This window comes from Acidobacterium sp. FHG110202_01, from assembly GCF_059115305.1.
The window spans coordinates 162,441-188,289 of sequence record NZ_JBZYWJ010000002.1 but is presented as its reverse complement, the minus strand read 5'-3'; the positions used below and the strand labels follow the sequence as shown (position 1 = coordinate 188,289).

The following is a 25,849-nucleotide window of genomic DNA, read 5'->3' as shown; positions in this document are numbered from 1 at the left end:
GGCCGACTAGAAGAAGTACTTCACGTTCAATTCAATAATGCGCTGGTATGGAGCCGCTGTTTTGGTATCCATCACGCCAAAGGTGCTGGTGTTGTAGTTAGGTGTGATGGCCTTGCTGGCGTAGTCCACGTTGTAACTCAATGAGAGTGGTCCTCCACTGAGCGTGCTGAAACCCGGAAGTGGATGATTCAGCCAGTTAAAGGCGCTGGCTCTGAACTGGAGTTGCTGCTTCTCCGTAATGTGGAACGTTCTGTAAATCGCCAGGTCGTTATTGAAATAGGCTCCGGCGCTCATATAGGGGAAGTTCTGGCCGCCCTGTGTGCCTACTGCCGGCGCTGAAAAGCAACTACCGTTCAGGCGCTGGTAATGTCTCAGGCCTGCAGTAGGATTGCAGGTCAGCGTGGGGAGAATTGGGACAGGTGCATCCGTGCCGAAGTAAGTTGCAGCGCCGATACCACTGCTGATGCCCTGGGCTTTTGCATCCGCCGGCAGTCCTGTATATGTCAGCCCCAGGCCGAAGTTCGGCACGCCATTTCCCAGCGCAGCGGGAATGTATCCGCCTGCCTGCCAGGTGGATATACCGGAGATCGTCCATCCTCCCAGGAGACCGTTGACCAGCCGGTTGAAATTATGAATGCTCCCTGTCTGATAAGTGTAGGCAGCATTAAAGACAAACGGTCTGTCCACAGAAGTGGGTCCATAGTTCAGGTTGATGTTATACGGATTCTCCTGCAGGCTTGTGCCTAACGTTTTCGACCATGTGCCGTTCAGGTTGAAGGTGATCCGTCCCGTTGTCTTGATCCAGGCGACTTGCAACGCGTTGTAGTTGGTGTAGGAGATGCCTTGATCCATATATGCGGATGCGGTGCCATATGCATAACCGTACGGGTGATAATCCGATGCTTTATTGCCGGTCGAGGTCCCGCCACCGTTACCGGGGTTTGTTCCCAGGTTTTCCGGATTGGTGGAAAGCACACCGGTAACTGGATCAGGCTGGAAGAAGGCTCCCATAGGAGTCTTGTTCATATCGGCGAGAGCCGCGAAATTACTGCCTTCAATGCCTTCGCTGTTGTCGGAAAGCTGGCTGGTGCTGCTTCCGACGTAAGCAATATCCAGCACCGAGTTCCACTTCAGCCTCTGGTCAACTGTAAGGCTGTAGGCATACGTGAGAGGTTGGCTGTAATCAGCCGGATCGAAGCCCGCCTGAACTCCGCTCACACACTGAGAGGTGCAGGGAACATATGCCAGCTGGTTGAGTTGCGAAAGCAGGAGTGTCTTCTGACCGGGCATGTTGTAGTTGAGGACATGCTGCGCGGTCACCAGTGGCGGCGAAACGTCATTCACCTGGGTAACGAAGCGGTAAGCGCCCCATCCGCCACGAATTACCGTGTCACCGTTCCCGGAGAAATCATAGGCAACGCCAAGACGCGGATCGAAATAAGCAAAACGGTTCGGCTGCCCGCTGAGCGGAACGCCCGCGTCGATAGCATGCCAGTAATATCCAGGAGCATATTTGCCGGCATTGAAGTCAGGTAATACACGGTCAGGATAAAAGACTGCCATTCCAATTCGGCCGCGATCATACCAGTGGCCAATGTGCTCTACGCGTGCGCCCAGCGACAGAGTCAGGCGCCTATTCGCTTTCCAGGTATCGTCGACAAAAAACGCTGTGGCCTGGTAAGCAGTATCCGCAATAGGAGACGCATTATTTTCGCTGTAGCCATTAAGAATACCCATGGTGAAGTTAGCCACGGGGTTGTGAGGTGAGCCCATCGTGTTCCCAGTAAGAAGATTTGGGTTCTGTCCCGCACCGATAGTAAGGTTGCCATCCTGGTATGTACTGAAGGTGCTCTGATAGTTGTCTGTGTTCTGCGTGAATGCGCCCATCTTTACTGTGTGCGCGCCCCACACCTTGGTCAGCACATCATTAAATTGCGGAGCTTCTTTGCGGACAGCATATTTCCCTGGAGGGTTCTCGAAAATAGAAGCCTGTGAAAAGTCCGGGAAGCTGGCTGTTCCTGCGCTGGCGTAGGCGGGGATATTGACTGAGGAGGTTTTGAAGACCTTGCCATAGGGATAACCCAGTGTGGATCGAGAGGCTGCAGAGGGGTCCGGCTGAACGAATGGAAAATCACCAAAAGCCCACGCTGCCATGAAATCATTCGTAGTTGTGGAGTTGAAGTTGTGCACAAAGTGTCCTGCGATCGACTTGCCGCGGAAGGCTTCGGACTCTCCGCCTCCCGGATAGGGGATCGCATTGCCCGGGGTCCAGTAGAGGTGCGCGCCATTGCCCTGCGCCAGTTGTGAGTTGAACGCCTGCTGGTAGGATCCATAGATCTTCGTATTGTCGCCCAGTTGATAATCGAGCCGAACACGATAGATCCATCCGTTGTTGATGTTCTCGATTGGCTGATAGTAGTTGTACCCGCCAGGTGTAGTCGCAGGATTGGCATTGGCTTTAGGCCAGATCTTCGCCAGGGCGGCTGCGCCGGGATCAATGAACTGAGAAGGTATCCTGTTACCGGAATTCGCAGAAGCAGATGTGTTGGCAGGAATGCTGCTGCCATCCGGAAAGACGGTGCCGGACAGGTCATTACACCAGGCGCCCTGCGGATAACTGGACGTAGGAGTTGCATAGAAACCATTGGGGCAAAGGGCCAGGTTGTCCGGATTATCGGTGGTGAAATCTCCTGCCATCATTTCCGGAGTTGGAATGTATGACTTCAACACATTCGAATTACCCTGGTTCTGCAGCCAGCGCTCATAGCCTCCCCAGAAGAACAGCTTCCTGTTAGTGCCCGGCACTGGGCCTCCAAAGTTTCCGCCAGGATAGTAATAGTGCTGCGGCCCCTGTGCGATTCCCTGATGGTTGCTCTGCCAGTCATTTGCATTCAGAACACTATTGCGCGCGTCAAAATAGACCTCGCCGTGATAGTGATCGCCGCCTGACTTGCTGATGGTGCTCACTACCACCGGGCCGAACGGAGTGTCTGCGCCGAAGTTTGATGCCTGCACGCTGACTTCAGCAGTCATCTCCGGGTTGACGATTGAGACCGATGACGCCATGTTGCCCGGGTCAATGATGTTGGCGCCATCAGCCAGCAGTGCGCTTCCGCCGCGATTGACTGCGCCATTGATATTGATGCCATTGCCAATCGCGCTTTGCTGTACTGATGTGTTTAGATCGCTATACATCGGACTGTTCTGTGTCAGGCCGGAGGAGACGGTTGTCGCCCCCGGCAGCACTTTCAGCAGTTCCGTGGTGTCTCGTCCTACAAGAGCAAGGTTGTCGATCTGCTTGCTGTCCAGTACGTTGGTGCGCTGTCCGCTTTCAGTAGGGATCATCTCGCTGGCAGCACTGACAGTTACCGTCGTTGACTCAGAGCCCACCGCCAGAGTCAATGCCGGAATGGCGCGCACATCTCCGGCATGCAGCGTGATTCCGGTGATCTCTCTGGGCTGGAAACCCTTCGCGCTGACTTTTAGCGTGTAGGAAGTCGGAACCAGCGCAGGAAAGGCATACAATCCCTCGCTGTTGGTTTGTATGGAGCGCGAGACTCCTGTTGCTTCGTCAATGAGCGTCACCTGTGCAGAGGGAATCACACCTCCAGAACTGTCTTCCACAATGCCCGTCAACTGGGCTGTGGTTTGCGCGTGCGCCATAGACCCGGACAAAAGTACAAGCACTGCTCCGATGGCCGCCAGCAGCTGCCAGCCCAGGGTCGATAGTTGCCGCAGATTTAGTTGGGGAAAAATACTGAATGCGTAATTCATGCTCCAATTGCCTCCTGAAACTCCGCTAACAAGCGAGCTGCTGTTCAGGAATCCGTTGTTCTTTTTTACTCTGTCCTTGCTCGCTGATTTTGTTAGCGACCGAAACTATAGAAATACGATTTCGGCACTGTCAAGGGAAAAGTCAGATTTAGACAAATGTTTGCGCTCTTTTGTAATCCACATCAAAATAATCTGTGAGGTGCGTTTATTCGAGGCGAGTACCCAACCCGGCTCACCTTTACTCCTGCTACCGTACTTTAAAAACCAATGAGTTGAATGAATGAAATCGCTACTATTACATAGATCCGAGAAGGGGACAATTTACTGCTCCCACTTGTCGGTCTCCGGTTTGCTCTTTCAAAAAATTACCGTCCAGATTTCATTCCCGACAAAAACAAATTTTCCGGATATCCACCCTGCTTCATGAAAATCCGTCCCGAATGGTATGCTTCGTAATTTGTAGCGGTGGAGGTTATCGAAGTTGCGAAACGACAGGCATGGCATCAGGCTCATCGACCTTGAGGAAATGCAACTCGCTTCCAGTGAGACCGCGCGCCTCATCAATCGGGATATTGTCCTCGAGTTAATTCGAGCAAACCAGCCAATTTCACGCGCCGACCTCGCGCGGCGTTCAGGTCTCGGAAGAAGCACAATCTCACAAATTGTGGAACAGCTCATTGCTGAAAATTGGGTGCGAGAAGGTGCGATGCGTTCGCTGCCCCGCGGACGTAGACCGACACTTGTAGGGTTAAACGAAGACCTGATTGCCATCGCAGTCGACATTCATCCGAAACAGGCGAGCATTGCCTTGGTGGACCTGAATGGGCGGCTGCTTTCGCGTTATCCTGTGCCGCTCACCTCTGATCCCGCTGTCTCCATGCGGCTGATTATTGACTGCATGCAGCGGATGCATCAGACTGTCCCGCGCAAATCGATCGAAGGCATCGGCATTAGTCTGCCAGGAAGAGTGAATCCCACAACGCAGCGGTTGATCTTCGCTCCTAATCTGAAATGGCCCGATTTTGATATCAGGAAAGTCATAGAAATCAGAATGGGGCTGCCAGTAATGATGGAAAATGATGCAACCGCATGTCTGCTGGCCGAGATGACTTTCTCACGCATGGATGGAGTTCGAGATGCGGTACTGGTCGCGGTCGCAGAAGGTGTTGGAACATGCGTTCTAACCAATGGGCAGCTGGTCGGCGGATATAACGGGATGGCTGGAGAATTCGGCCACGTCCCCATCGATCCCAATGGGCCTCGCTGCGCCTGCGGTAAGAACGGATGCTGGGAGGTGTTCAGTTCCTCCCGGGCCGCTTTGCGGTATTACCATGAGTTGCGGCCGAAGAAGCCTTCTACTGTCTCCTTTCAGGAGTTGCTCAATCTTGCAGAAGAAGGTGATGCAGCGGCGGCACAGGCCCTCATCAGACAGGCCATGTGGATAGGGCGTGGATTACGCATCATCATCGCCGGGGTCTCTCCCAGTACAATCCTGATCGCAGGCGACCTTACTTCAGCATGGCACAGGTTTGGTCCCGTGATTCAGAAGGAAGTCGCTAATCTCACTCTGGCTGGAAGTTCACCACTAATCCGGCCGACGCATGAAGGCGAAATCGCCCGGCTCCGTGGTGCGGCAGCACTCGTGTTTCAGCGTGGAGCGCGTCGTGCAATGTCGAGCCCGGCGATGGCGAGCGCCATAAAATCTGCCTAAAAATCTATTTGCGATCTCGAAAAACTCAATTCCGTACTGCCAGAAGGCGTGATGCAGGTGTCTGGGGCATCGGTGCCAGCCCGGCGGATAGCAGCGAAGGCACAAAGGATATCTGGAGATTCACCATGAGCAACGGGGCGGTGATCCCTTTTCCGGCGACATCGCCCACGCAAATGCCGAGGCGATCTTTGTCCAGTTGAATCACGTCGAAGTAGTCGTCATTGACTTCACGAGCTGGCTGCCAGGCTCCGGCGATCTGAACTCATGCAGGCTGCGGCAATGTGCCGGGCAACAGCATTTGCTGAATCTCGCGCGCTCGCTTGAGTTCTTCCTCCTGCTGCTGCAGCGCGATGGTACCTTCTCAACGGTCTGCTCCAGCTATTGATTGCGTTCTTCCACACCAAAACAACTGGGAGGACATGACCGTCTCTATCGAGTTCGCAACCAGATTTCTTTCTCGAGGATACGTCGCGGCGCGCTTGGATTGACACGCATGATGAGTAGCATGCCAGACAAGATTTACCCCCACCAAGTCTCTCCTGGCATGAGATGTGCTTTTGCCACGTCCGGATTGATCTCAACACCCAGCCCAGGTTTGTCCTCGATCGTAAAGTAGCCATCTGTCCAGAATGGGCCTTCATGCGTAACCAGATCTGGCCACCAATCAATCCACTTTGCAAGCTCGTGAATACGGAATCCGCGCATGGACGCGGCTGCATGCACCGATGCGATTGTTCCGATCGGACTCGCAGGATTATGAGCGGCGGTCCAGATGTAATAGAGATCGGCAAGGTCTGAGATACGTTTAGCCTGTAATAACCCACCCGACTTGGGAATATCAATGTGAACACCCGCGCAGGCCTGGCTTTCTATGAGCGTGCGAAAGCCCTGAACGGTGTAGAGATTCTCACCTGTGCAGATAGGAGTATGCGTGGCGCGAGCGAGCCTCGCCATCGCGTCGGTATTTTCCGGAGGAAGCGGATCTTCAAGCCACATCGGCTTGACTGACTCCAGCGCATTCAGCAGTTGAATCGCGTCCTGCGTGTCATACTTCCAGTGGCACTCAATGGCAAAGTCAATGTCCGGGCCGAGCTCATTGCGTACTGCTTCCATCTTGGTCACGATTCTGGTGATGTCACGATTCGTCAGATTACGAGCGAAGATGTCGTGACCAGGCTCCGAATAAGTTGGGTCGGCACTGACGGGGATATTGTCTCCCTGGAACTTAAAGGCAGTAAATCCATATTTATTATTGGACTTCGCCTCGGCAGCCTGGTCGCGCCACGACGATACTTCCTTGGGATTGGAAGGCGCCTGCAGAGTGCGGTAGAAGCGAACCCGGTCACGGAAACGGCCGCCAAGCAGGTTGCATACCGGCGTCTGCAGAATGCGGCCGGCCAGGTCCCAGAGAGCGATCTCGATTCCACTGGCAGCAGTGACCGTTGCTCCTCCGATAGCCCCGGCACCTGCACTCATCATCAGCATTTTGGTGTAGAGCTTGTCGACATTGAGCGGGTCTTCGCCAATCACAAGCGGTTTCAATTGCCGCAGAACAAGGTCCTTTACGCCGGGTCCCCAATAGGCCTCGCCGATGCCTGAAATTCCAGCGTCAGTGTCAACTCTGATCAGGTTCCAGTCCCAGGTTCCACGCACGATCATGCACTTCACATCGATGATCTTGATCTTCCTGCGCAGGGCGTCGGCGAGACTGCGATAGGGCTCGGCAAATATGCAGGCACCGGCGATCCCGGCTGCGAAGTTTCTTAGAAATTCTCTACGGCTACTCAGCACGTTTTCCCCTCGATAGAAATGGAAGAGTACGGCAACTGATTTCGGGGTCAAGTGGGACCACCCATGAGATGGTCCCAGACGAAGTTAGAAATAAAAAGTAAGCGAGGCCTGCAGATCGCGATTGTCGTTGACTGTACCGGTGATCTGGCCTGCGGTTGACGCGCCGAGCGCAGTATTGGGAGTAGAAAAGTTTGGCGTGTTGAATGTATTGAATGCGTCTACTTTTAAGTTCAGGCTTTTATCTTCGAATAACGGAAATCGCCGCTGCACGGAGATGTCCCAGTCTTTCGTTGTCGGACCGTAAAGAACGGAGCGCGCTACATTGCCATATGTGTTCGCCGTCGGAATCTGAAAGGCACAGGGTGCACCGTCAGCAAGGCTGACCCGTCCTGTGGGGCAGAGTGTCGCGTCGAAGAACCTTTGTGGGTTACCGTGGTCGATCTTGCCGCGAGAGCCAATCCTGTTTGGCCAACTCGGCGCTCCGCTATTTACTCCATTGTTCAGTGAGACCGAGAATGGAGGTCCAGAGCCGTAGGTAGTAATCGCATCGACTTCCAGTCCACCGACGACGTGCGAAAGCAGGCCGGTATTGAGGAACTGCCGTTTGGCGCCGAAAGGCAGTTCGTAGGTGATGCTGCTCACCAGGCGATGTTTCTGGTCGAAACCGGACGCACCATAGCCTGCGCGCAGATTCGTAACCGTTTGCGGATTGCCGGCGGAGCCGCCTCCCGATGCGGCGGAGCCGCCATAGTCCAGGGACTTGCTATAGGTGTAGCTGATAAGAGCCGTCAGGCCGTGCGAGTAGCGCTTGGTGTACTTCGCCTGGAAACTGTTGTAGTTCGACGCGTTGATCTCGTCTTCCTGCACCCATGTCGAAATATTGTTGAGCGGCTGGATGAGCCGCCGCAAAGTAGTGGAGGTCGGGCCACCGGGTTTTATGAGTCCAATCTCGTTTGGGTTGTATGCATAGGTCAGATGAAGACTATGGCTGCCGGCATATGCAAACTCAGCTACTCCTCCGAGAGTCTGGCGCTCGATGCTTAGGGTGTAGGTCTGCATGTTCGGAGTCTGGTTTTTGAGTGAATGCGCGACGATGGCCGGCGCAGCGGCGTTCAGCAGGGCCGTATTTGTCAGCGTGGAGATGGGCAGGGTGGCTGCTCCCTGAGGGAATGGGTTATTGATTACCGGCTGACAACTTGCCGAAGTGTTGGTTGGAGAGCACTGATTACCGGGAGCAAAGGCACTGGGAAGAGGATAAGTCGCCGGGCTCGCAAAGGTTTGCGAAACGGTGTACGGCGGGTTTTGTCCGAGCTCGTCCGATGCGGAGAACGGATCCGGGAAATATGCGATGCTGAAACCGCCGCTGATTACAACTGATCCTTTTCCGTCGACATTGTAGGCGAATCCAATGCGCGGCCCGATGTCTCCGAAACGTTCCTGAATGCCCGCGCTTCGACTCATGCCATTCGCACCCGCATAAATAAAGGTCAGGGTGTTGTAGTCAAAATTCGCCAGCTTATTGTCTTTCTCGACGTCGGGAGTGAAGACGTCATACCGTATGCCCAGATTCAGAGTCAGGCGGGGCGTGACCTTCCAGTCGTCCTGCACAAAAGCCGCGTATTGATTGTTCGTGATGTAATACGGCGCCTCAAGGAAATTGCGGCTCCCGGCATTCGGAAACCCAAGCAGAATCGCGGCAAGACCTGAGCCTCCGATGCTGGTGCTTCCACTATTTGTGAAGTTATCGTTGAAGGTTAGACCGCCTCGTGTCGTTGTATTCGTGAACGGAGAGGCATATACGCGAACGAACCGGAAACCGAACTTGAGTTGATGTTCTGCCTGGGTCCACGAGACAGTGTCCTCAACCTGAATATCTGTCTGGACGGGACGCGCAGGAAGGAACGCTGTTCCGCCTTGCAGACAAGTGAACTCATTGCCACAAGCGCTTCCGATCGTGAAATTCGGTAATCCTGTTGTGTACTGCGAGATATTCAGACCCTGAATGCCCAGAGACGTCGAGGAGTTGTGCCCGAAGTCAGACTGCGTGGTAAACGGATTGGTGCGCGCATAGCCGGTACGAAATTCATTGAACAGAGTGGGAGTGAAAAGATGGGTCTCGTTAACGGAAAGGCCTTGTGCGGCCAGGGTTGTGTTCTGAATGCCTGCAACATAGGGTCCCAGATCAAACTCGGCAGCTGCTGATGATGGTGTCGGGATGCAGCAGGTTCCCTGAGCACCGACCAGCGGATTCGGTGATGCCTGAATGAACTTTTCGTAGCTGAAGCGGGCAAAAGCAGAGTCTTTTTCGTTGATGTGATAGTCCACACGCGCATTTCCGCCATTGTCATCGATGATCTGATTTGCAGTCGAAACATAGTTATTGAAGCTGCCGGAGGTCTGAGGCAAAGGATAGATGCTGGCGACATTCAGCCCTACCTGATTGAGCCGATCGCTGCAGATCACATTAGGATGGGCTCCATCGCAGCCCATGAACTGCGTACGTGTGTAGGCCGTTCCCCCGGTGCTGTTGGTAGAGGCTACGGTTGTGAGGGGGTCGTATATGGGAATCAAGTTGCCGTTGGCATCTGTGTAACCGCTGAAATCACCTGCGCGCTCCGCTGCAGTTGGCACGCTGTTCTGGTTGACGATGCCCTTCAGGGACCGCTGGCCATAATAGTCAGCAAAGAAGAAGAGCTTGTCTTTCTTGATTGGCCCGCCTACTGCACCACCGAACTGGCCGCGCCGATACGCAGGCTTCTGCACAGAGCTTCCAGCGCGAGCAAAATAGTTCCGCGCATCGACCGCGCTATTGCGCAAGTAGGTAAAGACTTCGCCGTGCCATGAGTTGGATCCTGAGCGGGTTGACACTGATAGTACGCCTGCACCGCCGCCGAATTCCGCAGAATAGGTCCCGGTCAACACCTTGAACTCAGCGATAGATTCGACCGATGGTTGCACCATGACCGTGTTGAATGTCCATTCGTTGTCGATAATGCCGTCAACCAGAAAGGCATTTGTGTTCGCCTGGCTGCCAAGCGAGTTGAAATTGGATGCGGCGCGGGGATTAAAAGAACTTGAGCCGGAGAGATTTTCTCCTGCCTGGCCCGCCGTGACTCCAGGAACCAGGTAGACCAGCTGCGCGAAATTTCGGCCATTCAACGGCAAATTCTGTACTTGCTGCTTGCCAACAACTTCTCCGAGCTCTGAGCTCTGGGTGCGGATCAGTGGTGGAGCCGTCGTAACCTCGACGGTCTCACTGGTGCCGCCTGGCTCAAGTGCGAAGTCCAGTTGTGCTTTTTGATCGATGTCCAGAACGATATCGTTTAAGACGCTTTGCTTGAAACCGGTTGCTCGGACTGACAGGTTGTATGTGCCAGGAATCAGGAATGGAAAATTGTAATTCCCATCCTGATCGGATTGGGTCGTTGCCGCAGTACCTTTCCCGATGTCCTTGAGAAGAACGGTTGCGCCAGGAACTACGGCACCGGTTGTATCACGCACTGTTCCGAGAATACTGCCTGTAGTTACCTGGGCTGGTCCATGAGAGTAAGAGATAAGGCAAACGACAAGCGCGAGAGTAATGCGGTGTACTTTGTAGACCTGCATGACGATGCTGCCTCCTTCAGAAGAGAACTGCCGCGGTCGTCTATGAGGAACAACTATTTCACTGCCTGGTTCTGATAATTTCTTAAGCCCGGATACTCGCAGAGACTTATAGTTACATCGATATACTGATGTCAAATTGAAAACGGGGCGCGGCCGAATGCGTCCAGCTAAAAACTAGATGCCTTTCGACGAGTACCCCGTTGATGTTTACGCGAAAGAATCAGCGCAGCCGTGCCGAGAAGAGCGCGTGGTGCGCAAGGATGAAGAGGGTTTTGCGATCTGCGCCGCCGATGATGAGTTGCAAGGGACGCTCGGGGACGTCGATCTGCGCGATTCGTTTGCCCGCCGGCGAGTAGACAAAGATTTGTCCGTTGGCGACATAGGCGTTGCCGCGGCCGTCGACGACCACGCTTTCACCGCCGCGCTGAACGAACGGCTTGAGGTCTGAGAGCGTGCCGTCAGGATTTACTTTTGCGCTGTAGGTGATGTCCTCGGACTCGCTGCTGACATAGATATGTTGGCCCGGCTTGGCGATAAGGAAACCATAAGCATCGAGATTGTCGCTGAAGCGCCACCCGGAAGTATCCGTCGCGGGACCTTGCTGAAAGACGCGCCCTGCAGGCAGGAATACGCTGCCATCCGCCGAGACATACTCGCGCGCTTTGGGCGTGGTCGCATCTGCTGCGAACATCTCAGCCAGCGTCGTAAACCGCATCGTATCCAGATTGAGCTGGTCTTTGAACTCGCCGTTATTCCACCAGTTGACGGGAAGGATGACGGACGCGTCAGCGTGAGGCTGCGCGGGTTTGGGTGTCAGAAGGGCGAGTTCTTCAGCGGAACTGCCGGGATGGAAGGTGTAGACCGTGCCTTCCGGGCCTGCAGAGGAGAGCACCAGCAAATTGCCTGACTCATCGACGGCGAGGTTGACGGGATCGAGTGGATTATCGCGCTCGACAGCCAGGCCTTCTTTTTTCGACCAGGAGTAAATGCATTGGTCGTGATGATCAACGAAGTAGAGCTTGCCGGCTGCGTCGACTGTTGCTCCTGAGATAGAAAAGAAACCATCTTCTAATTTCTTCACGACTGCTCCGGGAGCAAGCACTGTGGATGCATCAGACGGCACGGGCTGCGATGGATTACCCGGGATGTCAAGGACGGCAAACTCACGCTCACGTATTTCGAGATGATGCGTGACGTCTTCGATAGCGTTCTCGTAAGGGAATTTACTGAGCCGCAGGAAAGTGCCGCAACCATTGCTGTCGCAGGCGGCGTAGCCGCTCTCGGCATTCACGTGGACGTTGCGGAAGTGAATATCTGATGAGTTATAAATGCGGACAGCGGTGGGGAACGGCGCACGCGAACGCGTGACGCGATAGGCATGGTAGTTGGCGAAAGTGAGGTTGTGAGAGGAGTTGATTTCGAGCGAGAGGGCCTCGGGACTTTCACCGGATTCTTCCTCCGTCTGCGGGGCGTTGATGTCCCAGTTCTCGACGTGGTCAAACTTGATCTCATTGCGGAGGTGGTGCTCGTTGGAGAGCTCGTAGACGTGGCCGGGTGTTTTCGTGTTTGAGACAAGAAAGCCGGCCTGGGCGAAGGTGTTGGGGGTCCAGATGTCCGCGAAGGTGCCGCCCCCACCATCAGTGATCCAGAGGCTGGGATATTGGCCGTCCCAACGCTTGCGTAAATCGGGGTCGGCGGTGTGATTGTTGTTATAGGGATTGGTGCCACTGCCGTGACCGCCGAGGAAACGCACGTCATCGATGAGTGACTGCTCGCCGGCTTTCCAGAGCACAGCTACGGCACGCGGATTGATCCCTCCGGTAAATATGCCGATGCCGCTGAGAATGTTTGTTCCTCCTGATGGCGCGAGGACCACAGGCTTAGGTTCGCCTACGCCCTGATAGCCGGGAGTTTCGTCGAGCAGATCAATTTGTGTGAGCGTAGGATGAAGGCCGATCAATACAGTGTCAGGCTTAAGCGCGAGAGTGTCGCGTACTACGTAATGACCACTGGGGAAGTAGAGCACGCGGTGCATGTTGATGGCCTGCTGGATAGCTGAAGTATTATCGGTGGCGCCGTCGCCTTTCACCCCGAGAGTGTGCACATTGACCCATTCGCTGCTGGACGGAAGAGCGCGGATGGCAGGCGGAGGTGCAGCGGGCAGGGACGTGAGGGGTGCGGCTTCATATCGCATACCGATTTCGCCCATCCGGCCTTCGCCCGGAACGATGAGGCCATAATTGAAAGTTTTGATCTGATAGAGTGCGCCTTTGCCGGCGATGGTTTTGCCGCTTTCACGCAGCCTGGCGAAAGCAGGTGCGTTGCTGAGAATCACGTTCTCGAAGCCAATCTCGGTGAGTGGGTTTTGCTCCAGGCTGACAACGACTACGGGGTCAGCGATGTTCTCAAATCGAGAGTCTTTGACCCAGAGTTGATCAGGATAACCGGGGTCGAGATCGATGGCCTTCGGCACATTGCGAAAAGTGTTGCGGATCAGTGTGAGGCCGGCTTCGTGCTCGCGAATGGCGGATTCACGCTGATCTTCGAAGGTGGAGTCGATTAGGGTGAATTGCCAGGCGGGCGAAGTCTTCTCAGTAAGAATGCCATAACGGCCACCGTAGAAGTGAAGATCTTCCGCTTCGTTGCCTACCTGGTAGAGCGCGGCCAGACCAGAGCCAATGTGGAAGTCCATGTGGGTGAGGAAGGCGTGCTGTGCCACGTGAAAACGTACGGCCACCGCGGCGGGATTGCCATCACCGATTTCAAAATCGATGTTGGTCATCGCCGAATAAAACGTGCCGGAGTTGGCATCGGCTACGTTGTTGTTCGGCGGAACAGAACCGGGCGGTGGAAAGGCGATGGTGCCGCGAACGGATATGCTGGGCGCGGAGCCGGTAAACATGACCATGACACCCATGCCCTTCTGGAAGCCAGGCGTATTGGGCGGAAGGACGAAGATGGGACGCGTGGTTCCATAGCCGATGAGGCGCACGCCGGGCCAGATATATATGGTTCGCGTGATTGTGTAGCGGCCTGCGGGGACGAAGACGATGCCTTCACGCGCTGTGCCTGCTGCCTTGTCGATGGCGGCCTGTAGTGCCGGAGAACTGTCGGTGTTCGCATCGGGCGCGTCGACATAAATTGCCTTGGGATCGTCAGGGTGTGTGGTAATGACGGATGCGGCAAAGGCCATAGAGCAGAAACAGAGTTGAAAAGCAGCCAACAGAGTTTTTGTCATCGGATTCCCCACTAAAGAGCGTGTAACCGAAACGGCGGAGTCCAGCATATCCTACAGGAGCACTTGCCAATTCGGCATTAGATACCTGTGTGCGCAATCAGGGTAGTGAATCCTGGATTGAACTATGATCCATGTATTACTGTTGGGCTGCTGAAGAAAGGAAAAGAACGTTGCCGGCATGGGATACTCTGTCAGCGTTTCGTATTTTCTGTTTTCGATAACGCCCACGACTTTCAATCGCGTGCCTGCCCGCATCTTGAAATGACCGCCAATGGCCTTATCAATCGAGCCGAAAATTTTATGGGCAAGCTCGCGACGCCTGCTGTATCGAGAACGATTTCACTCTGAAACTAACAGGCCATCTGCCTCTACAAGATCGCGATGGTCATCTTGGCTATCCGCAGGGAATTGGCGATGCCGTAACGTGTTCCTTTATGCCGATTGTCTTTCCGGAAGATGCAGCCGCGTTGCAATCAGAGCTGCCAGCAGGAACGAAGCTGAAGTAATACAAAGCGCGTAGTTCAGTCCTGCATGCTCGGACACACGGCCGATGATGTAGGGTGCAGCAGCGCTCAGAATACGGCCAAGGTTGTATGCAAAGCCCATGGCAGAACCACGCAATGAGGTAGGAAAGAGCTCGCTGGTGATAATGCTGAAGCCGCTATAGTATCCTGTTCCGAAAAAGCCGACTAGCGGGCCGATGATGAGCAGCACATTCGGATTGCGCACGAATGCAAAGAGCGGCACCAGGATCGTGGCCAACAACAGGTATCCGATATAGGTGTACTTCCGGCTGAAAATATCGGCCAGATATCCGAAGATCACATAGCCCAAGAAGGTCCCGATCTGCATCACGATCGTCCATGTCGATGTCTTGACGATATCGAGCCCGCGGCCACCCTCTGCTATGGGCATCGAGAGGAATCGGGGCACCCAAGTGAAGAGCCCCCACCACGCAAAAAGGGTCGCCGCGTTCATGGTGGCGCAGATTGCGAGGTTGCGCCCCAGTGAGCTGCGGAAGAGCCGGCCCATTTGTGGCTGAGCAGTTCGTTGTTCTCTCCATGCTTCAGGCTCGTGTACTCCGCGCCGAAACCAGAAGGTCAAGAGCGCCGGAACCACTCCGGCAAAGAAGACGGCTCGCCAGCCGAAACGGGGCATGATGACCGCCACGATAACCGCTCCTAATGCATAGCCCACGGCCCATGAGCTTTGCACAAAGGCGAGAGCCTTGCCGCGATGTTGAGCCGGCCATGTCTCAGCGACGAGTGCGGCACCCGATGCCCATTCTCCTCCCATTCCAAGTCCCAGAAGCACGCGGCAAATCATGAGCTGAACGGGAGTATGCGTAAAGCCGCACAGCCCAGTAGAGATGGAATAGATGAGAACACTCCAGGTGAGTGCGCGGGCACGCCCGGCGAAATCGGCAAACCACCCGAAAGCTATACCTCCAATGGCCGCAGCGAGGAGCGTAGCCGACATCATGGCTCCGCTCAGGGCAGCGGAAAGATGCATCTCCTTCTGTACCTCGCCCAGCACCAGTGCGTACAGCATCACATCCATGCTGTCGAGCATCCAGCCTAAAGATGCCGCGAGCAGGTTACGCCTCTGATCACGAGAGGCGTCAAGCAGCCAGCCATAGATTCCGTTCAAAGAAGTTCCTCTTGATTTAGAGTTCAGTTACAACGGCATCATGACGGCCGCGTACTACCTACCATACGAGAGTGGAGGAGATTTGCGAGTAGCAATTGATACAGGCGGCACATTTACGGATTGCGTGTACCTCGCAGACGGCAGAATTCGTGTGCTGAAACTCTTATCGACTCCCTTCGATCCCTCGCAGGCAGTGCTCAGCGCGCTGGAGCAGATTGCCAGGGGTAAGATGCTCAATGTGCGGCATGGGACTACGGTGGGTACCAATGCAATGCTCGAACGCAGAGGTGCCCGCGTTGCGTTTGTGACCACTGCTGGATTCGAGGACACGATTGCGATTGGGCGCCAAACGAGGAGCAGACTGTACGACTGGTTTGCGCCGTTGCCAGTGTGCCTCGTTCCGCGTGAGCTGCGTTTTGGAGTGCCGGAACGTGTCAGCGCAGAGGGGAACATTCTTCGCTCGCCAACTGCCGAGGAGCTCGAGAATCTGGTGGATGCTGTGGCAGTCAGTGGAGCAGAGGCTGTTGCGATCTCGCTCCTGTTCTCCTTCTCGAATCCTGAGAATGAGCGGCGTGTCGAAGCAGCTCTGGGTCAGCTTGGACTTCCCGTTTCGTGTTCGCATCGCATTCTTCCGGAGTTCCGCGAATATGAGCGTGCTTCGACTACGGTCGTCAATGCCTATCTGTCTCCAAAGATGCAGCGGTATCTGCTGCAGTTGGAAGAGCAGGTCACCACGCAGAACTCGGGCAGCCGCGTCGATGTGATGCAGTCGTCAGGAGGCATCGTTTCTGCCCGCATTGCGGCGAGAGAGCCTGTGCGCACAATCCTTTCCGGGCCTGCGGGAGGTGTAATCGGTGCGACGAAGATGGCACAAATGGCGGGGTTCAATCGCATTATCGGATTCGATATGGGGGGCACATCAACCGATGTGTTTCTGGGAGGTATGCTTCGGACCACCGAGTCCATTGTGGCAGGAATGCCGGTGAGTGTGCCCATGCTGGATATTCATACAATCGGTGCAGGCGGCGGCTCTATCGCACGGTTCGATGCAGGAGGGATGCTGCGTGTTGGCCCAGAGTCGGCTGGCGCTGATCCGGGGCCGATCTGCTTCGGGCGCGGCTTGATGCCAACCGTAACTGACGCGAACCTGCTGCTGGGGCGGCTCGATGCAGAGAGTTTTCTTGACGGTGTCGTGCAGCTTGATCTCGAACGGACGAAAAACATCATGCGTGCTGAGAAAGGGCCACTCCAAACTATCGAGGAGTTTGCGTCGGGAATTCTGCGCGTTGTTGAGACGCAGATGGAGAAAGCCATCCGTGTCGTCTCCGTGGAGCGCGGATACGATCCGCGTCAGTTTACCCTTGTGGCATTTGGCGGTGGCGGACCGTTGCATGCGTGCTCTCTGGCCCGCGTGCTTCGCATTCCGAAGGTCATGGTTCCCGCGATGCCTGGCGCTCTATCGGCAATAGGTATTCTTCTGGCTGATGTCGTGCGGGATTATTCGCGTACAGTGATGCTGCCCGGAGATGCGATAGAGCATATCGATGGCAGATTCGCCGAATTGGAGCGGCTGGCAATCTCTGAGTTTACTGAAGAACATCTCGAGGGTGTTGTAGAGCGCACAGTCGATATGCGGTATCGCAGGCAAGGTTACGAGCTGAATGTTCCCTACGATGCAATACACCCGATAGGCGCTATCAACGCCTTTCATGCATTACATCAGCAGCGTTATGGATTCTGCGATCGAGATAAACCAATTGAGATTGTGAATTTGCGTCTGCGTATGGTTGCTGCCGCTGAGCCGTATGTGCCGCCATGCGATGAAAAGGTTCAAGAAAATATCAGTGCTGTTTCCCAGGCAGAGCGAGAGATCTACTTTGATGGAAAATTTGTATCGTCGCTCATCTATGCGCGGGGGGAACTCATGGCGGGTGCCGTGATCGAAGGGCCGGCCATGATTACTGAATACACTTCTGCGACCTTGTTACCGCCCGGCTGTGTTGCGGAAGTGGATCGGTTTGGAAATATCGTGATCACATTGACGGAGCTCAACTCATGACTCAATCGGTTGATCCTGTTGAACTGGCGGTCTTTCAAAGCGCAGTCCATTCGATTGCCGAAGAGATGGGAGCTGCATTGCGCAGGACTGCTCTCTCGCCCAACATCAAGGAGCGGCGCGACTATTCCTGCGCGATCTTCGACGGCAGGGCAAGAGTGATTGCCATGGGCGATCATATGCCGGTGCACCTTGGCTCCATGCCGATGTCGGTCGAGGCGGCAGTCGCTGCGATTCAGTTTGCTCCGGGCGATATTGCCATACTCAATGATCCATACGCAGGCGGGACACACCTTCCAGACATCACGACAGTGCTTCCTGTTTTTCTGCCGGGCGGCAGCGAGCCTGCTTTCTACATATCAAACCGCGCTCACCATGCCGATGTGGGCGGGACGTTTGCCGGATCAATGGGGCCAGCAGATGAGATATTCCAGGAGGGGATACGGATTCCTCCGATACGCATTGTACGAGGCGGTGAACTTGACCGTGAAATGCTGAATCTCATTCTTCTGAATGTGCGAACGCCGAAAGAGCGCGAGGGCGACCTTCAGTCGCAGATTGGTGCGTGCCGCGTCGGTGAGCAGCGCATTCGGCAAGTGGCAGGGAAGTATGGCGCAGAAAAGCTCCAGACCCTCATTGAAGAGCTGCTTAACTACTCTGAACGACTGGTTCGATCTGAATTGCGCAGCATGCCTGCCGGCGAGTTCCGGGCGGAGGACTGGATGGATGACGATGGAGTCACCGGCGAGCCTCGAAAAATCTGTGCGGCACTGCGGTTCAATCCCGACGCCGCCTCTGTGCATGTAGACTTCTCCGGGTCATCGCCGCAGGTTGCCGGTAGCGTGAATGCCGTCCGTGCGATCACACTGTCGGCGTGCTTCTATGTCCTACGCTGTCTGATGGCCCGGGATGCTCCGGCGACGGCGGGGATCCTGAGGCCACTGGCGCTCGATACACCGCGAGGCAGCATAGTCGATGCCCTTCCTCCTGCTGCGGTGGCTGGAGGTAATGTCGAAACTTCGCAGCGCATTGTGGATGTGTTGCTCCGGGCACTGGCGCGGGCGGTTCCGGAGCGCGTGCCTGCTGCCAGCGCGGGCACGATGAGCAATCTCACCATTGGAGGAACGGATCCCCGCAGCGGCGAGCCGTTCACTTATTACGAGACGATGGCAGGCGGTATGGGCGCGCGGCCGGGGATCGACGGTATCTCCGGAGTGCAGACCCATATGACAAATTCACTGAACACTCCGATTGAAGCCATCGAGTACGCGTATCCCTTCCGAGTGCGGCGTTATGGATATCGATGGCGTTCTGGCGGGCGAGGGCAGTTCCAGGGAGGCGATGGCCTGATCCGCGAAGTGGAACTGCTGGCCGATGCGCAGGTGACACTGCTGGCCGAGAGGAGGAGGTTCCGGCCCTATGGACTCCAGGGCGCAGAGGACGGAGCGACGGGCGCAACACGCCTTCTCAAGGCGGCGACGGGTGAGGAGATTGAGCTTCCTGGAAAGTGCAGTCAGTATCTTTGCACGGGAGACATCCTGCTGATCGAGACTCCTGGTGGAGGCGGATGGGGTCGTTCCAAAGACTGATAGCTGTTACGCGTCCAATGGCTTTGTGGGATCATGCTCCACGATAGCGATGAACCGCGGCTCTTCTCGTTCTTTGATCCTCACTTATCATAAGCGTGATCGATAGATACCGCGATCTCAATATTGCTGCGACAGAAATTCACACGATGGGAGACCTGGTTTCAATTCCGGAAAGATGCGGAAGAGAGCAGACGACTCAAGTATGCTCTGTCATAAAAGAGAAATATCCCATCTGGACACCCCCAAAGAGAAGAAGAGCTTGATTCTTCCAGCGATGGGACCCCTGAGCTCTGGATGAGTGTGGCTTCAGGAGGTGCGTTCGGCGAGCTGGGCGGCCTGATGAATCGCTTCGAGAAGGCTGCGTTCGTCAGCTTTGCCGGTTCCGGCGATGTCGAAAGCGGTGCCGTGATCGACCGAGGTACGGATGACGGGGAGGCCGAGAGTGATGTTGACGCCGAGCTCGAGGCCAAGGACTTTAATAGGTCCATGGCCCTGGTCGTGATACATGGCAATGACGACGTCGAAGTCTCCGCGTTGGGCGAGGAAGAAAAGGGTGTCGGCGGGGAGAGGACCGGCAACGTTCCATCCACGCCGCTTGCAGGCTTCGAGTGCGGGAGCAATCTTGGATGTCTCCTCGCCGCGGCCGAAGAGGCCATTTTCACCGGCGTGAGGATTGATACCGCAGACCCCTATGCGAGGATTGGCGATGCCGCTGCGGACGAGTGCTGTGTGGGCGCGTGCAATGGTGCGCTCGACCAGCCCAGGCTCAATCTTCTCTATGGCGTCGAGCAGACCGACATGGGTGGTGACATGAACGACGCGCAGACGAGGGGTGGAGAGCATCATCGAGACCTCACCGGCGTTAGTGAGCGTGGCGAGAACCTCCGTGTGGCCAGGGAAGTAGTGTCCTCCGGCGTGGAGAGCCTCCTTATTAAGAGGAGCGGTGCAAATAGCCTGAATCCTCCCCTGCATGGCAAGTTGGGTGGCCAACTCAACATAGCGAAAGGCGGCATCGCCGGCGAGGGGAGAGATCTTACCCCAAGGCAGGTCCTGGGGGATGAGAGCGAGATCAATGCAGTCGAGAGTGCCCGGCAGACAGCCGGCGTGAATGACAGCTTCAGGGCCGATAGGGCGAATTTGAACGGGGGACGCGGTGATGGCCTGAGCTTGGCGGAGGCGATCGGCATCACCGATGATGACCGGGCGGCATTCATCGTAAATTTCTAAGTGGGCAAGAGCCTTGACGATAACTTCTGGTCCAATGCCAGCGGCGTCGCCCATGGTGATGGCAATGACAGGAGTCATAGAAGCTTCCTTTCGGTGGCATAGTCCTGCTCTCGCAGCAGGTTGGCGAAGAAACGCCAGCATGATACCAGTGTCTCCTCGTTGCCAAAGGCTCCGGCCTTGGTGAGCAGGGGCAGAGAGCGGCCATCAATGCGAGCGAAGGAAAAAGGCAAGCCGCGTTCTAGCTCTCCGAGCATGAAGAGCGAGGCGATATCCCAGCCATCGAGGATGGCGCGGGCGGTCTCTCCACCGGTGGCGACGAGACCGCCGACGAGGGAAGCATATGGAGCGAGCATAAGTCCAAGCGCATCTGTGAGCCTGCGGCGCTCCTGGAGATCAACCCACTCGTTGGCATCGAGGACAACGAGGGTATCGCTGCCGGACTGGAGCGAGGCATGGATGCGGTCAGTAATGATGTTCCATGTGGGCTGAGAGGGGCCTTCGAGCAAAACGCTGGGGAGGATGTGGATAGGCGTGATAGTGGTGGCGTTTTCGAGCGCGCGCGCCTGGCGGTGGGAGACGCTGGACATGCTCCCGACAACAAAGAGAATAGGGCCAAAAGAGAACTCCGGTTGTTCGATGCGCAGGCGGGTCGCGGAGAGTCCGGCGGCATGGGGGAACTGGTAAGCAAGACCGGCAGATCCTGCCCAGATAGTCTCGCGACCAAGGACGAACGAGGCGTGTGCGATGGCTCTGAGGTCGTTGTCGCTCTCGACGTCGGAGATGATAACGTCGACCTCGGTGGCGAGTTGGAGCAAGTTGGAGCGAAGCGAGGCAAAGTTGCCACGCACGCGGCTGAGCGGGAGCAATGCGGTGGAAAGACCAGCCTTGCGGAGCATGGTGGGAAGATGAGCGCCGCCGGAGAGTCCATTGTGGTGCCAGATCTCGGTTTTGTGGAGGGGGACGCCGTGGAGCAGTTGGTAACCGTCGATAGTGGTGCGTCCACCTGCGGGGAAGGCGGGCGCCATGATGGCGACAATGCGGTTGGCAGAGGCTGCACGGCGCTCATTGATGGTGGCACGCAGCTCGGAACCAACGTTACCACGGAGAGTGGAGTCGACTTTCTTGAAGACGAGCTGGTCAGGCTTGCGTAGCAGAGGGCTCCGCATGATATGGGTGACGCGGATGGCGGCCTCGGTGGATGAGAGATGCCGGGTGTCGCAGTCGATGGAGAGGACCTCGGCCTGGAAGTTTTCATCGAGATACTCAAAGCTGACGACGGCGTTGAGGCCGGAACTGGTGCATGCGTTGGCACAGTCGGCAGCACCTGAAAGGTCGTCAGCGAGAATGAGAAGTTTCCGCATCGATCTCTGCCCCCGGATTGGAATAGGATTTTCCTTCTGAATTTCTTCGGACGAGCGACTTCCATAGCACGGTGAGTGGAGGGACCAGAAGACTGCTGACGATGACGCACGCAGCGACAAGGATGGTCGCGGTTGCGACCGCAGGAGCGTAGCCGGGGTTGGCGGTGGCCACCAGTGTAGGGACAGCGGCGGCGTTGCCAGCAGTGCTGGCGGCGGCGATTCCGGCGGTGCCATCGCCCCCGACGAGACGGTCGACGGTGATGAGTGCGACCGCGCTGACGGCAACGAGGATGAGACCGAGCACGATTCCAAGAAGACCGGCACGGAGAACCTGGTGAAGATCGAGGGTACAACCGAGTGCGAAGGCAAAGAAGGGGATGATAACGGGGACAGCGCGAGTGAGGAAGTCGCGCATCTCGCGATCGAGATTGCCGAGCAGCATGCCGACGGCGAGCGGAAGGATCGCGCCGACGAGCGTCTGCCAAGGAAAGCCGGAAAGGCCGGCGACTCCGAGAGAGACCATAGTGAGGAAGGGTCCGGACTCAAGCGACATGACGGAGTAGGCAGCAGACTCTTCGGGGTGGCCGTACTGCTCCATCAGGGCCATGTATAGTCCCCCGTTGGTGTCGTTGATGGCAGCGACGACGGCGAGGGTGGAGAGTCCGGCGAGAATGCCAGAGTGGATGGGCTCGATACCTATAAGGTGACCGAGCACGATGCTGGCAAGAAAGCCAAGGCTGATCTTGGTGCCGAGAAGAGCGCCGCCTTTTTTGAGCAGTTGGGGTAGTCCGGACACCGAGATGCGCGCTCCCATGCAGACGTAAAAGACGGCGAGGATGGGGAGAGCACCGTTACAAAGGGCACTGGTAAATGATCCGAAGAAAGGGGCTGCATGCGGAGCGAAAGTGGTGAGTGCGGCTCCGCATAGCAAGGGGACGATCATCATGCCGCCCGGTATATGCTCGATGGCTTTTTTTAACTGCATCCCGTGGTTCTCTAATTCTCCGGTAGATGGTAAATGGACAGAAGGCTGCAGATGTCTGGAATGGCCTCAGGCGTGAGTGACCTCCTGTTCGACGAGGAAGTAGGGCCGTTGGGTGAGATCGGAGCCGAGCCCCGGAAACATAGTGGCGTAAGTGGGACTCTGCTGGATCTCGAAGTAGTACTGCAGCGCGTAAGGCGAGTTGGTGTAATCAGCCGGAATGACGGCAGTGTAGACGTCGCCGGAGAGTTCCATGCCGACGGTCTCGTAATACTCGGCCTGGTTGACATGACGGTAGACGAGCCGGACAGCAGTGACGGATAAGGGAACCTTGATCCGGACGGTCATCGAGGAACCGGGATGAAAGGCATCCTGGGGTCGGTGATCGCAGGCGATGGAAGGCCGCGGTGTGGCAGAGACAATCTGGCGAAGGACGGTCTGCTTCGCTAGATCGTTGACTCGAGTATCGGGCGTAGGCGCCGGGGCTTTCTCCATAGCGTCGATGTCAGCGGCGATCGCTGCGCAACGATCAGACCAACAGCCGCGCATGTTGGGGATCTGGCCGTAGGTGATGTCATCCATATACTTGCCTTTGGCCAGGGTGGCGAGGGCAGTCCAAGTCTCAAGAGATTTGCGGTAGGAGGCGACCGCTTGCTGCTTGACGGCGTCGTCTCCAGTGCGCTGATAGACGCGGTAGAAGCAAGCGCTACGAATCTTCTGGGCGTAGAAATGGCCAAGACCGCTGAGTATCTGGATGTCGAGCAGGGCGCGGCGGACGACGGGCGAGGAAGAGTTGCTGCTCCTGGAGAGTTGGGTGACATCACGGTTGATGGTGGAACTGTAGTCATCGAGCCACCGGGCAACCTCCATGGGACTGTAGCGAGGGTTGCTCTTACCGTCGAGTATTTCGTCGACAGCACTGTTGATGGCGACGAACATTTGGGGATCGAGGGGGCTGACTGTGCCATAGACGCGAGGCGTGGGTGTATCGCGATAGAGCTTATTGAGAGACTCATCGACGATAGTCATATTGGTGTAGATTTCCGGCCAGTAGGTCCAATTAGCGGCGGAGGGGTCCTGTGATGTGGTGACGATGCGCAGGATGCGGGAGCCAAGGGCAACAGCTTCGGCCATGCGAACACCGTCAGCTTTGAGTTGCTTGTCCCAGTAGCGATTGCAGGCTTTGGGGTCGGCATCGGGATTGTAGATGTAACGTCCCCAGACCCGGTAGCTGTATGCGAACTTGTCCCAGTCGTACTTGGGTGCGAGGGACTGATCCTTGTAGGAGCAGCGCCCTCCAGGAGTACTGGAGATGCCGGAGCTGGCGCGTCCTTTAAAGGAGAGCGGCTCGAAGAGATCGACGCCTAGGCTGCCACACATTGAGAAGCCACGACCGTCGCCCGCGGCGAATTTGGGATCGCCCCAGAGCAGAACACGTTGGGTGCCAGGCCAGATGCGGAAGTAGACGTCATAGGTACGGTCCTTCTTGAAGAGGTCGCCATAGCTGTAGCGCATGAATCGGCGGGTACCGTTGCTGAGCTCGAAGAGAGCGCCGTTCTGGTTTGGCCCGCGAGGGGGCTTCTCGGTCTCTCGGATGGAGGAGGGCTGATAAGGTAAACCGAGATGTTCGGCCCAATACTTGGGCGTGAGGCTGACGGGCATCTTAGTGGCTTGCGCGATGTCGATGATGCGCTGACTGGTTCCCTTGGCGTGGAGATTGACGTTGATCTTGCGGTCAAGTTTGGCGATGCCCTGGAAGACGACCTCCCAGAAGTCGAACTGGCCTTCGGGTATGCCGCTCTCGCCGTGAACGCGCATCGTGATGCCAGTAATACCGGGACAGGATTCGAGAAGAGCGTGGAGAGCATCGCGGCAGTAGGGTGCGTGGGTCTCAGGAGTAAGGCCGAGAATGGGATAGGTAGGATTGGAGCCGGAGGGCATGACGTAGGCGTGATTCCAAAGGCCGAGGGTGAAGTCCATGCCGCGCTGAGCGCACTGCGCACTGACAAAGCGGAGGGTTTCTAGGTTCTTTTCACGCTGCTCGTCTGAGAGCTTGTCGGCGCGCACCTGTTCGTAGCCTGCGACCTTCACAAAGAATGGATAGGTGAAGTAGGTGTAAGAGTCGAAGACCTTTTGAGGATAGTCGTAGGTGAGCCCCATCGAGAGGTTGAACATGTTGAAACGATGCGTGGCTAGCATGGTGAGGTAGGATGACCACATCTCCTTATCCTCAAACCATGGGGAATCTTCCATGTCGGACTGGAAACAGCGATTGATCGAACGCAGCTTGTTGGCGGGAGCTTCGACGATCGTGTCCGCGGCGGTGAGTGCCGCGGCGACAGAGTCGCTGCAGCGAATGCGGTCCATGACTTCGAGCACGGCATACACGACGCCGCGCATATCGGTTCCGGTGGCCAGGACGACCGGATGGCTAGACAGTTTGGCTCCAGAGACGACGGCCAGAGCCTCAGGCCCAGCGGGTGGATTGACACTGGTGGACTGCAGTATCGATATGGCGGCGGGTGATGCCGCCGAAGCGATAAGCACGCAGAGATCGCCTGCCGGCGCAGAAGCGATGGTGTCAGCGCGGCCAACGCGGATATGCTGCTCGGAGATCGCGCGTTCGAGCTCGATGGCAGCCCATTTGCATGGCTCCGACGAGGCAATGGTGTCCTTGGGGTCAAGGACGATAGTGACAGACTTCATCTCGACAGCGAGAAGCTCAAGCGAGTCGGTAATGCCCAAGGTGGTGAGTAGTCCGGCAGTTTTAATGAAGGTGCGCCTGCTCCAGGTGCCGTGGTCGATGCTCATATGTTCCGTATCCTCATTCCCTTCGTAGGACGGGAGTTCTTACTCCCGTCCTG

The 25,849-nt window shown here is 56.2% G+C and carries 13 protein-coding genes; 4 read left to right on the top strand and 9 right to left on the bottom strand.

Annotated features, from left to right (window positions below):
- Positions 1 to 6: 6 nt before the first annotated feature.
- On the bottom strand, positions 7 to 3,774 hold the full coding sequence (locus AC5S16_RS04135) for a carboxypeptidase-like regulatory domain-containing protein (protein WP_493928762.1): 3,768 nt from the start codon (positions 3,772 to 3,774) through the stop codon (positions 7 to 9).
- Between the two features lie 481 nt (positions 3,775 to 4,255).
- Between AC5S16_RS04135 and AC5S16_RS04130 the strand changes: the two genes are divergently transcribed.
- Complete coding sequence (locus AC5S16_RS04130; RefSeq protein ID WP_493928761.1) at positions 4,256 to 5,485, top strand: ROK family transcriptional regulator; 1,230 nt, start codon at positions 4,256 to 4,258, stop codon at positions 5,483 to 5,485.
- Between the two features lie 196 nt (positions 5,486 to 5,681).
- A complete protein-coding gene (locus tag AC5S16_RS04125; RefSeq protein WP_493928760.1) occupies positions 5,682 to 5,870 on the top strand; it encodes a hypothetical protein in 189 nt (62 codons plus the stop codon).
- A 134-nt stretch (positions 5,871 to 6,004) separates the two neighbouring features.
- Here the strand turns inward: AC5S16_RS04125 and AC5S16_RS04120 are convergent, their stop codons facing one another.
- The 4 genes from AC5S16_RS04120 to AC5S16_RS04105 all read right to left on the bottom strand — a co-directional run bounded on the left by AC5S16_RS04120 (position 6,005) and on the right by AC5S16_RS04105 (position 15,770).
- The gene (locus AC5S16_RS04120; protein ID WP_493928759.1) at positions 6,005 to 7,276 is read right to left on the bottom strand and encodes a mandelate racemase/muconate lactonizing enzyme family protein; all 1,272 of its coding nucleotides are present in this window, start codon (positions 7,274 to 7,276) and stop codon (positions 6,005 to 6,007) included.
- 84 nt (positions 7,277 to 7,360) lie between these two features.
- Positions 7,361 to 10,882: a TonB-dependent receptor gene (locus AC5S16_RS04115; RefSeq protein ID WP_493928758.1), complete on the bottom strand. Its 3,522-nt coding sequence runs from the start codon at positions 10,880 to 10,882 to the stop codon at positions 7,361 to 7,363.
- A gap of 220 nt (positions 10,883 to 11,102) precedes the next feature.
- Positions 11,103 to 14,120 carry a glycosyl hydrolase family 28-related protein gene (locus tag AC5S16_RS04110; RefSeq protein WP_493928757.1) on the bottom strand — a complete coding sequence of 1,006 codons (3,018 nt, stop codon included), beginning with the start codon at positions 14,118 to 14,120 and terminating at the stop codon, positions 11,103 to 11,105.
- 432 nt (positions 14,121 to 14,552) lie between these two features.
- Positions 14,553 to 15,770, bottom strand: coding sequence for an MFS transporter (locus AC5S16_RS04105; protein WP_493928756.1), 1,218 nt, complete (start codon positions 15,768 to 15,770; stop codon positions 14,553 to 14,555).
- Between the two features lie 82 nt (positions 15,771 to 15,852).
- Here AC5S16_RS04105 and AC5S16_RS04100 point away from each other — a divergent pair, with 82 nt between their 5' ends.
- Positions 15,853 to 17,829 carry a hydantoinase/oxoprolinase family protein gene (locus tag AC5S16_RS04100; protein ID WP_493928755.1) on the top strand — a complete coding sequence of 659 codons (1,977 nt, stop codon included), beginning with the start codon at positions 15,853 to 15,855 and terminating at the stop codon, positions 17,827 to 17,829.
- Positions 17,826 to 19,415, top strand: a complete 1,590-nt coding sequence (locus AC5S16_RS04095; protein WP_493928754.1) for a hydantoinase B/oxoprolinase family protein — start codon at positions 17,826 to 17,828, stop codon at positions 19,413 to 19,415. The genes AC5S16_RS04100 and AC5S16_RS04095 overlap by 4 nt, the downstream gene beginning before the upstream one ends.
- Positions 19,416 to 19,721: 306 nt before the next feature.
- On the opposite strand, the gene pdxA is transcribed toward AC5S16_RS04095, so the two are convergent.
- The 4 genes from pdxA to AC5S16_RS04075 all read right to left on the bottom strand — a co-directional run bounded on the left by pdxA (position 19,722) and on the right by AC5S16_RS04075 (position 25,796).
- Positions 19,722 to 20,720, bottom strand: coding sequence for a 4-hydroxythreonine-4-phosphate dehydrogenase PdxA (gene pdxA, locus AC5S16_RS04090; protein ID WP_493928753.1), 999 nt, complete (start codon positions 20,718 to 20,720; stop codon positions 19,722 to 19,724).
- On the bottom strand, positions 20,717 to 22,003 hold the full coding sequence (locus AC5S16_RS04085) for a four-carbon acid sugar kinase family protein (protein WP_493928752.1): 1,287 nt from the start codon (positions 22,001 to 22,003) through the stop codon (positions 20,717 to 20,719). The genes pdxA and AC5S16_RS04085 overlap by 4 nt, the downstream gene beginning before the upstream one ends.
- Positions 21,978 to 22,988 carry a 2-keto-3-deoxygluconate permease gene (locus tag AC5S16_RS04080; protein WP_493928751.1) on the bottom strand — a complete coding sequence of 337 codons (1,011 nt, stop codon included), beginning with the start codon at positions 22,986 to 22,988 and terminating at the stop codon, positions 21,978 to 21,980. The genes AC5S16_RS04085 and AC5S16_RS04080 overlap by 26 nt, the downstream gene beginning before the upstream one ends.
- Before the next feature lie 66 nt (positions 22,989 to 23,054).
- The gene (locus tag AC5S16_RS04075; protein WP_493928750.1) at positions 23,055 to 25,796 is read right to left on the bottom strand and encodes a hypothetical protein; all 2,742 of its coding nucleotides are present in this window, start codon (positions 25,794 to 25,796) and stop codon (positions 23,055 to 23,057) included.
- Positions 25,797 to 25,849 lie beyond the last annotated feature (53 nt).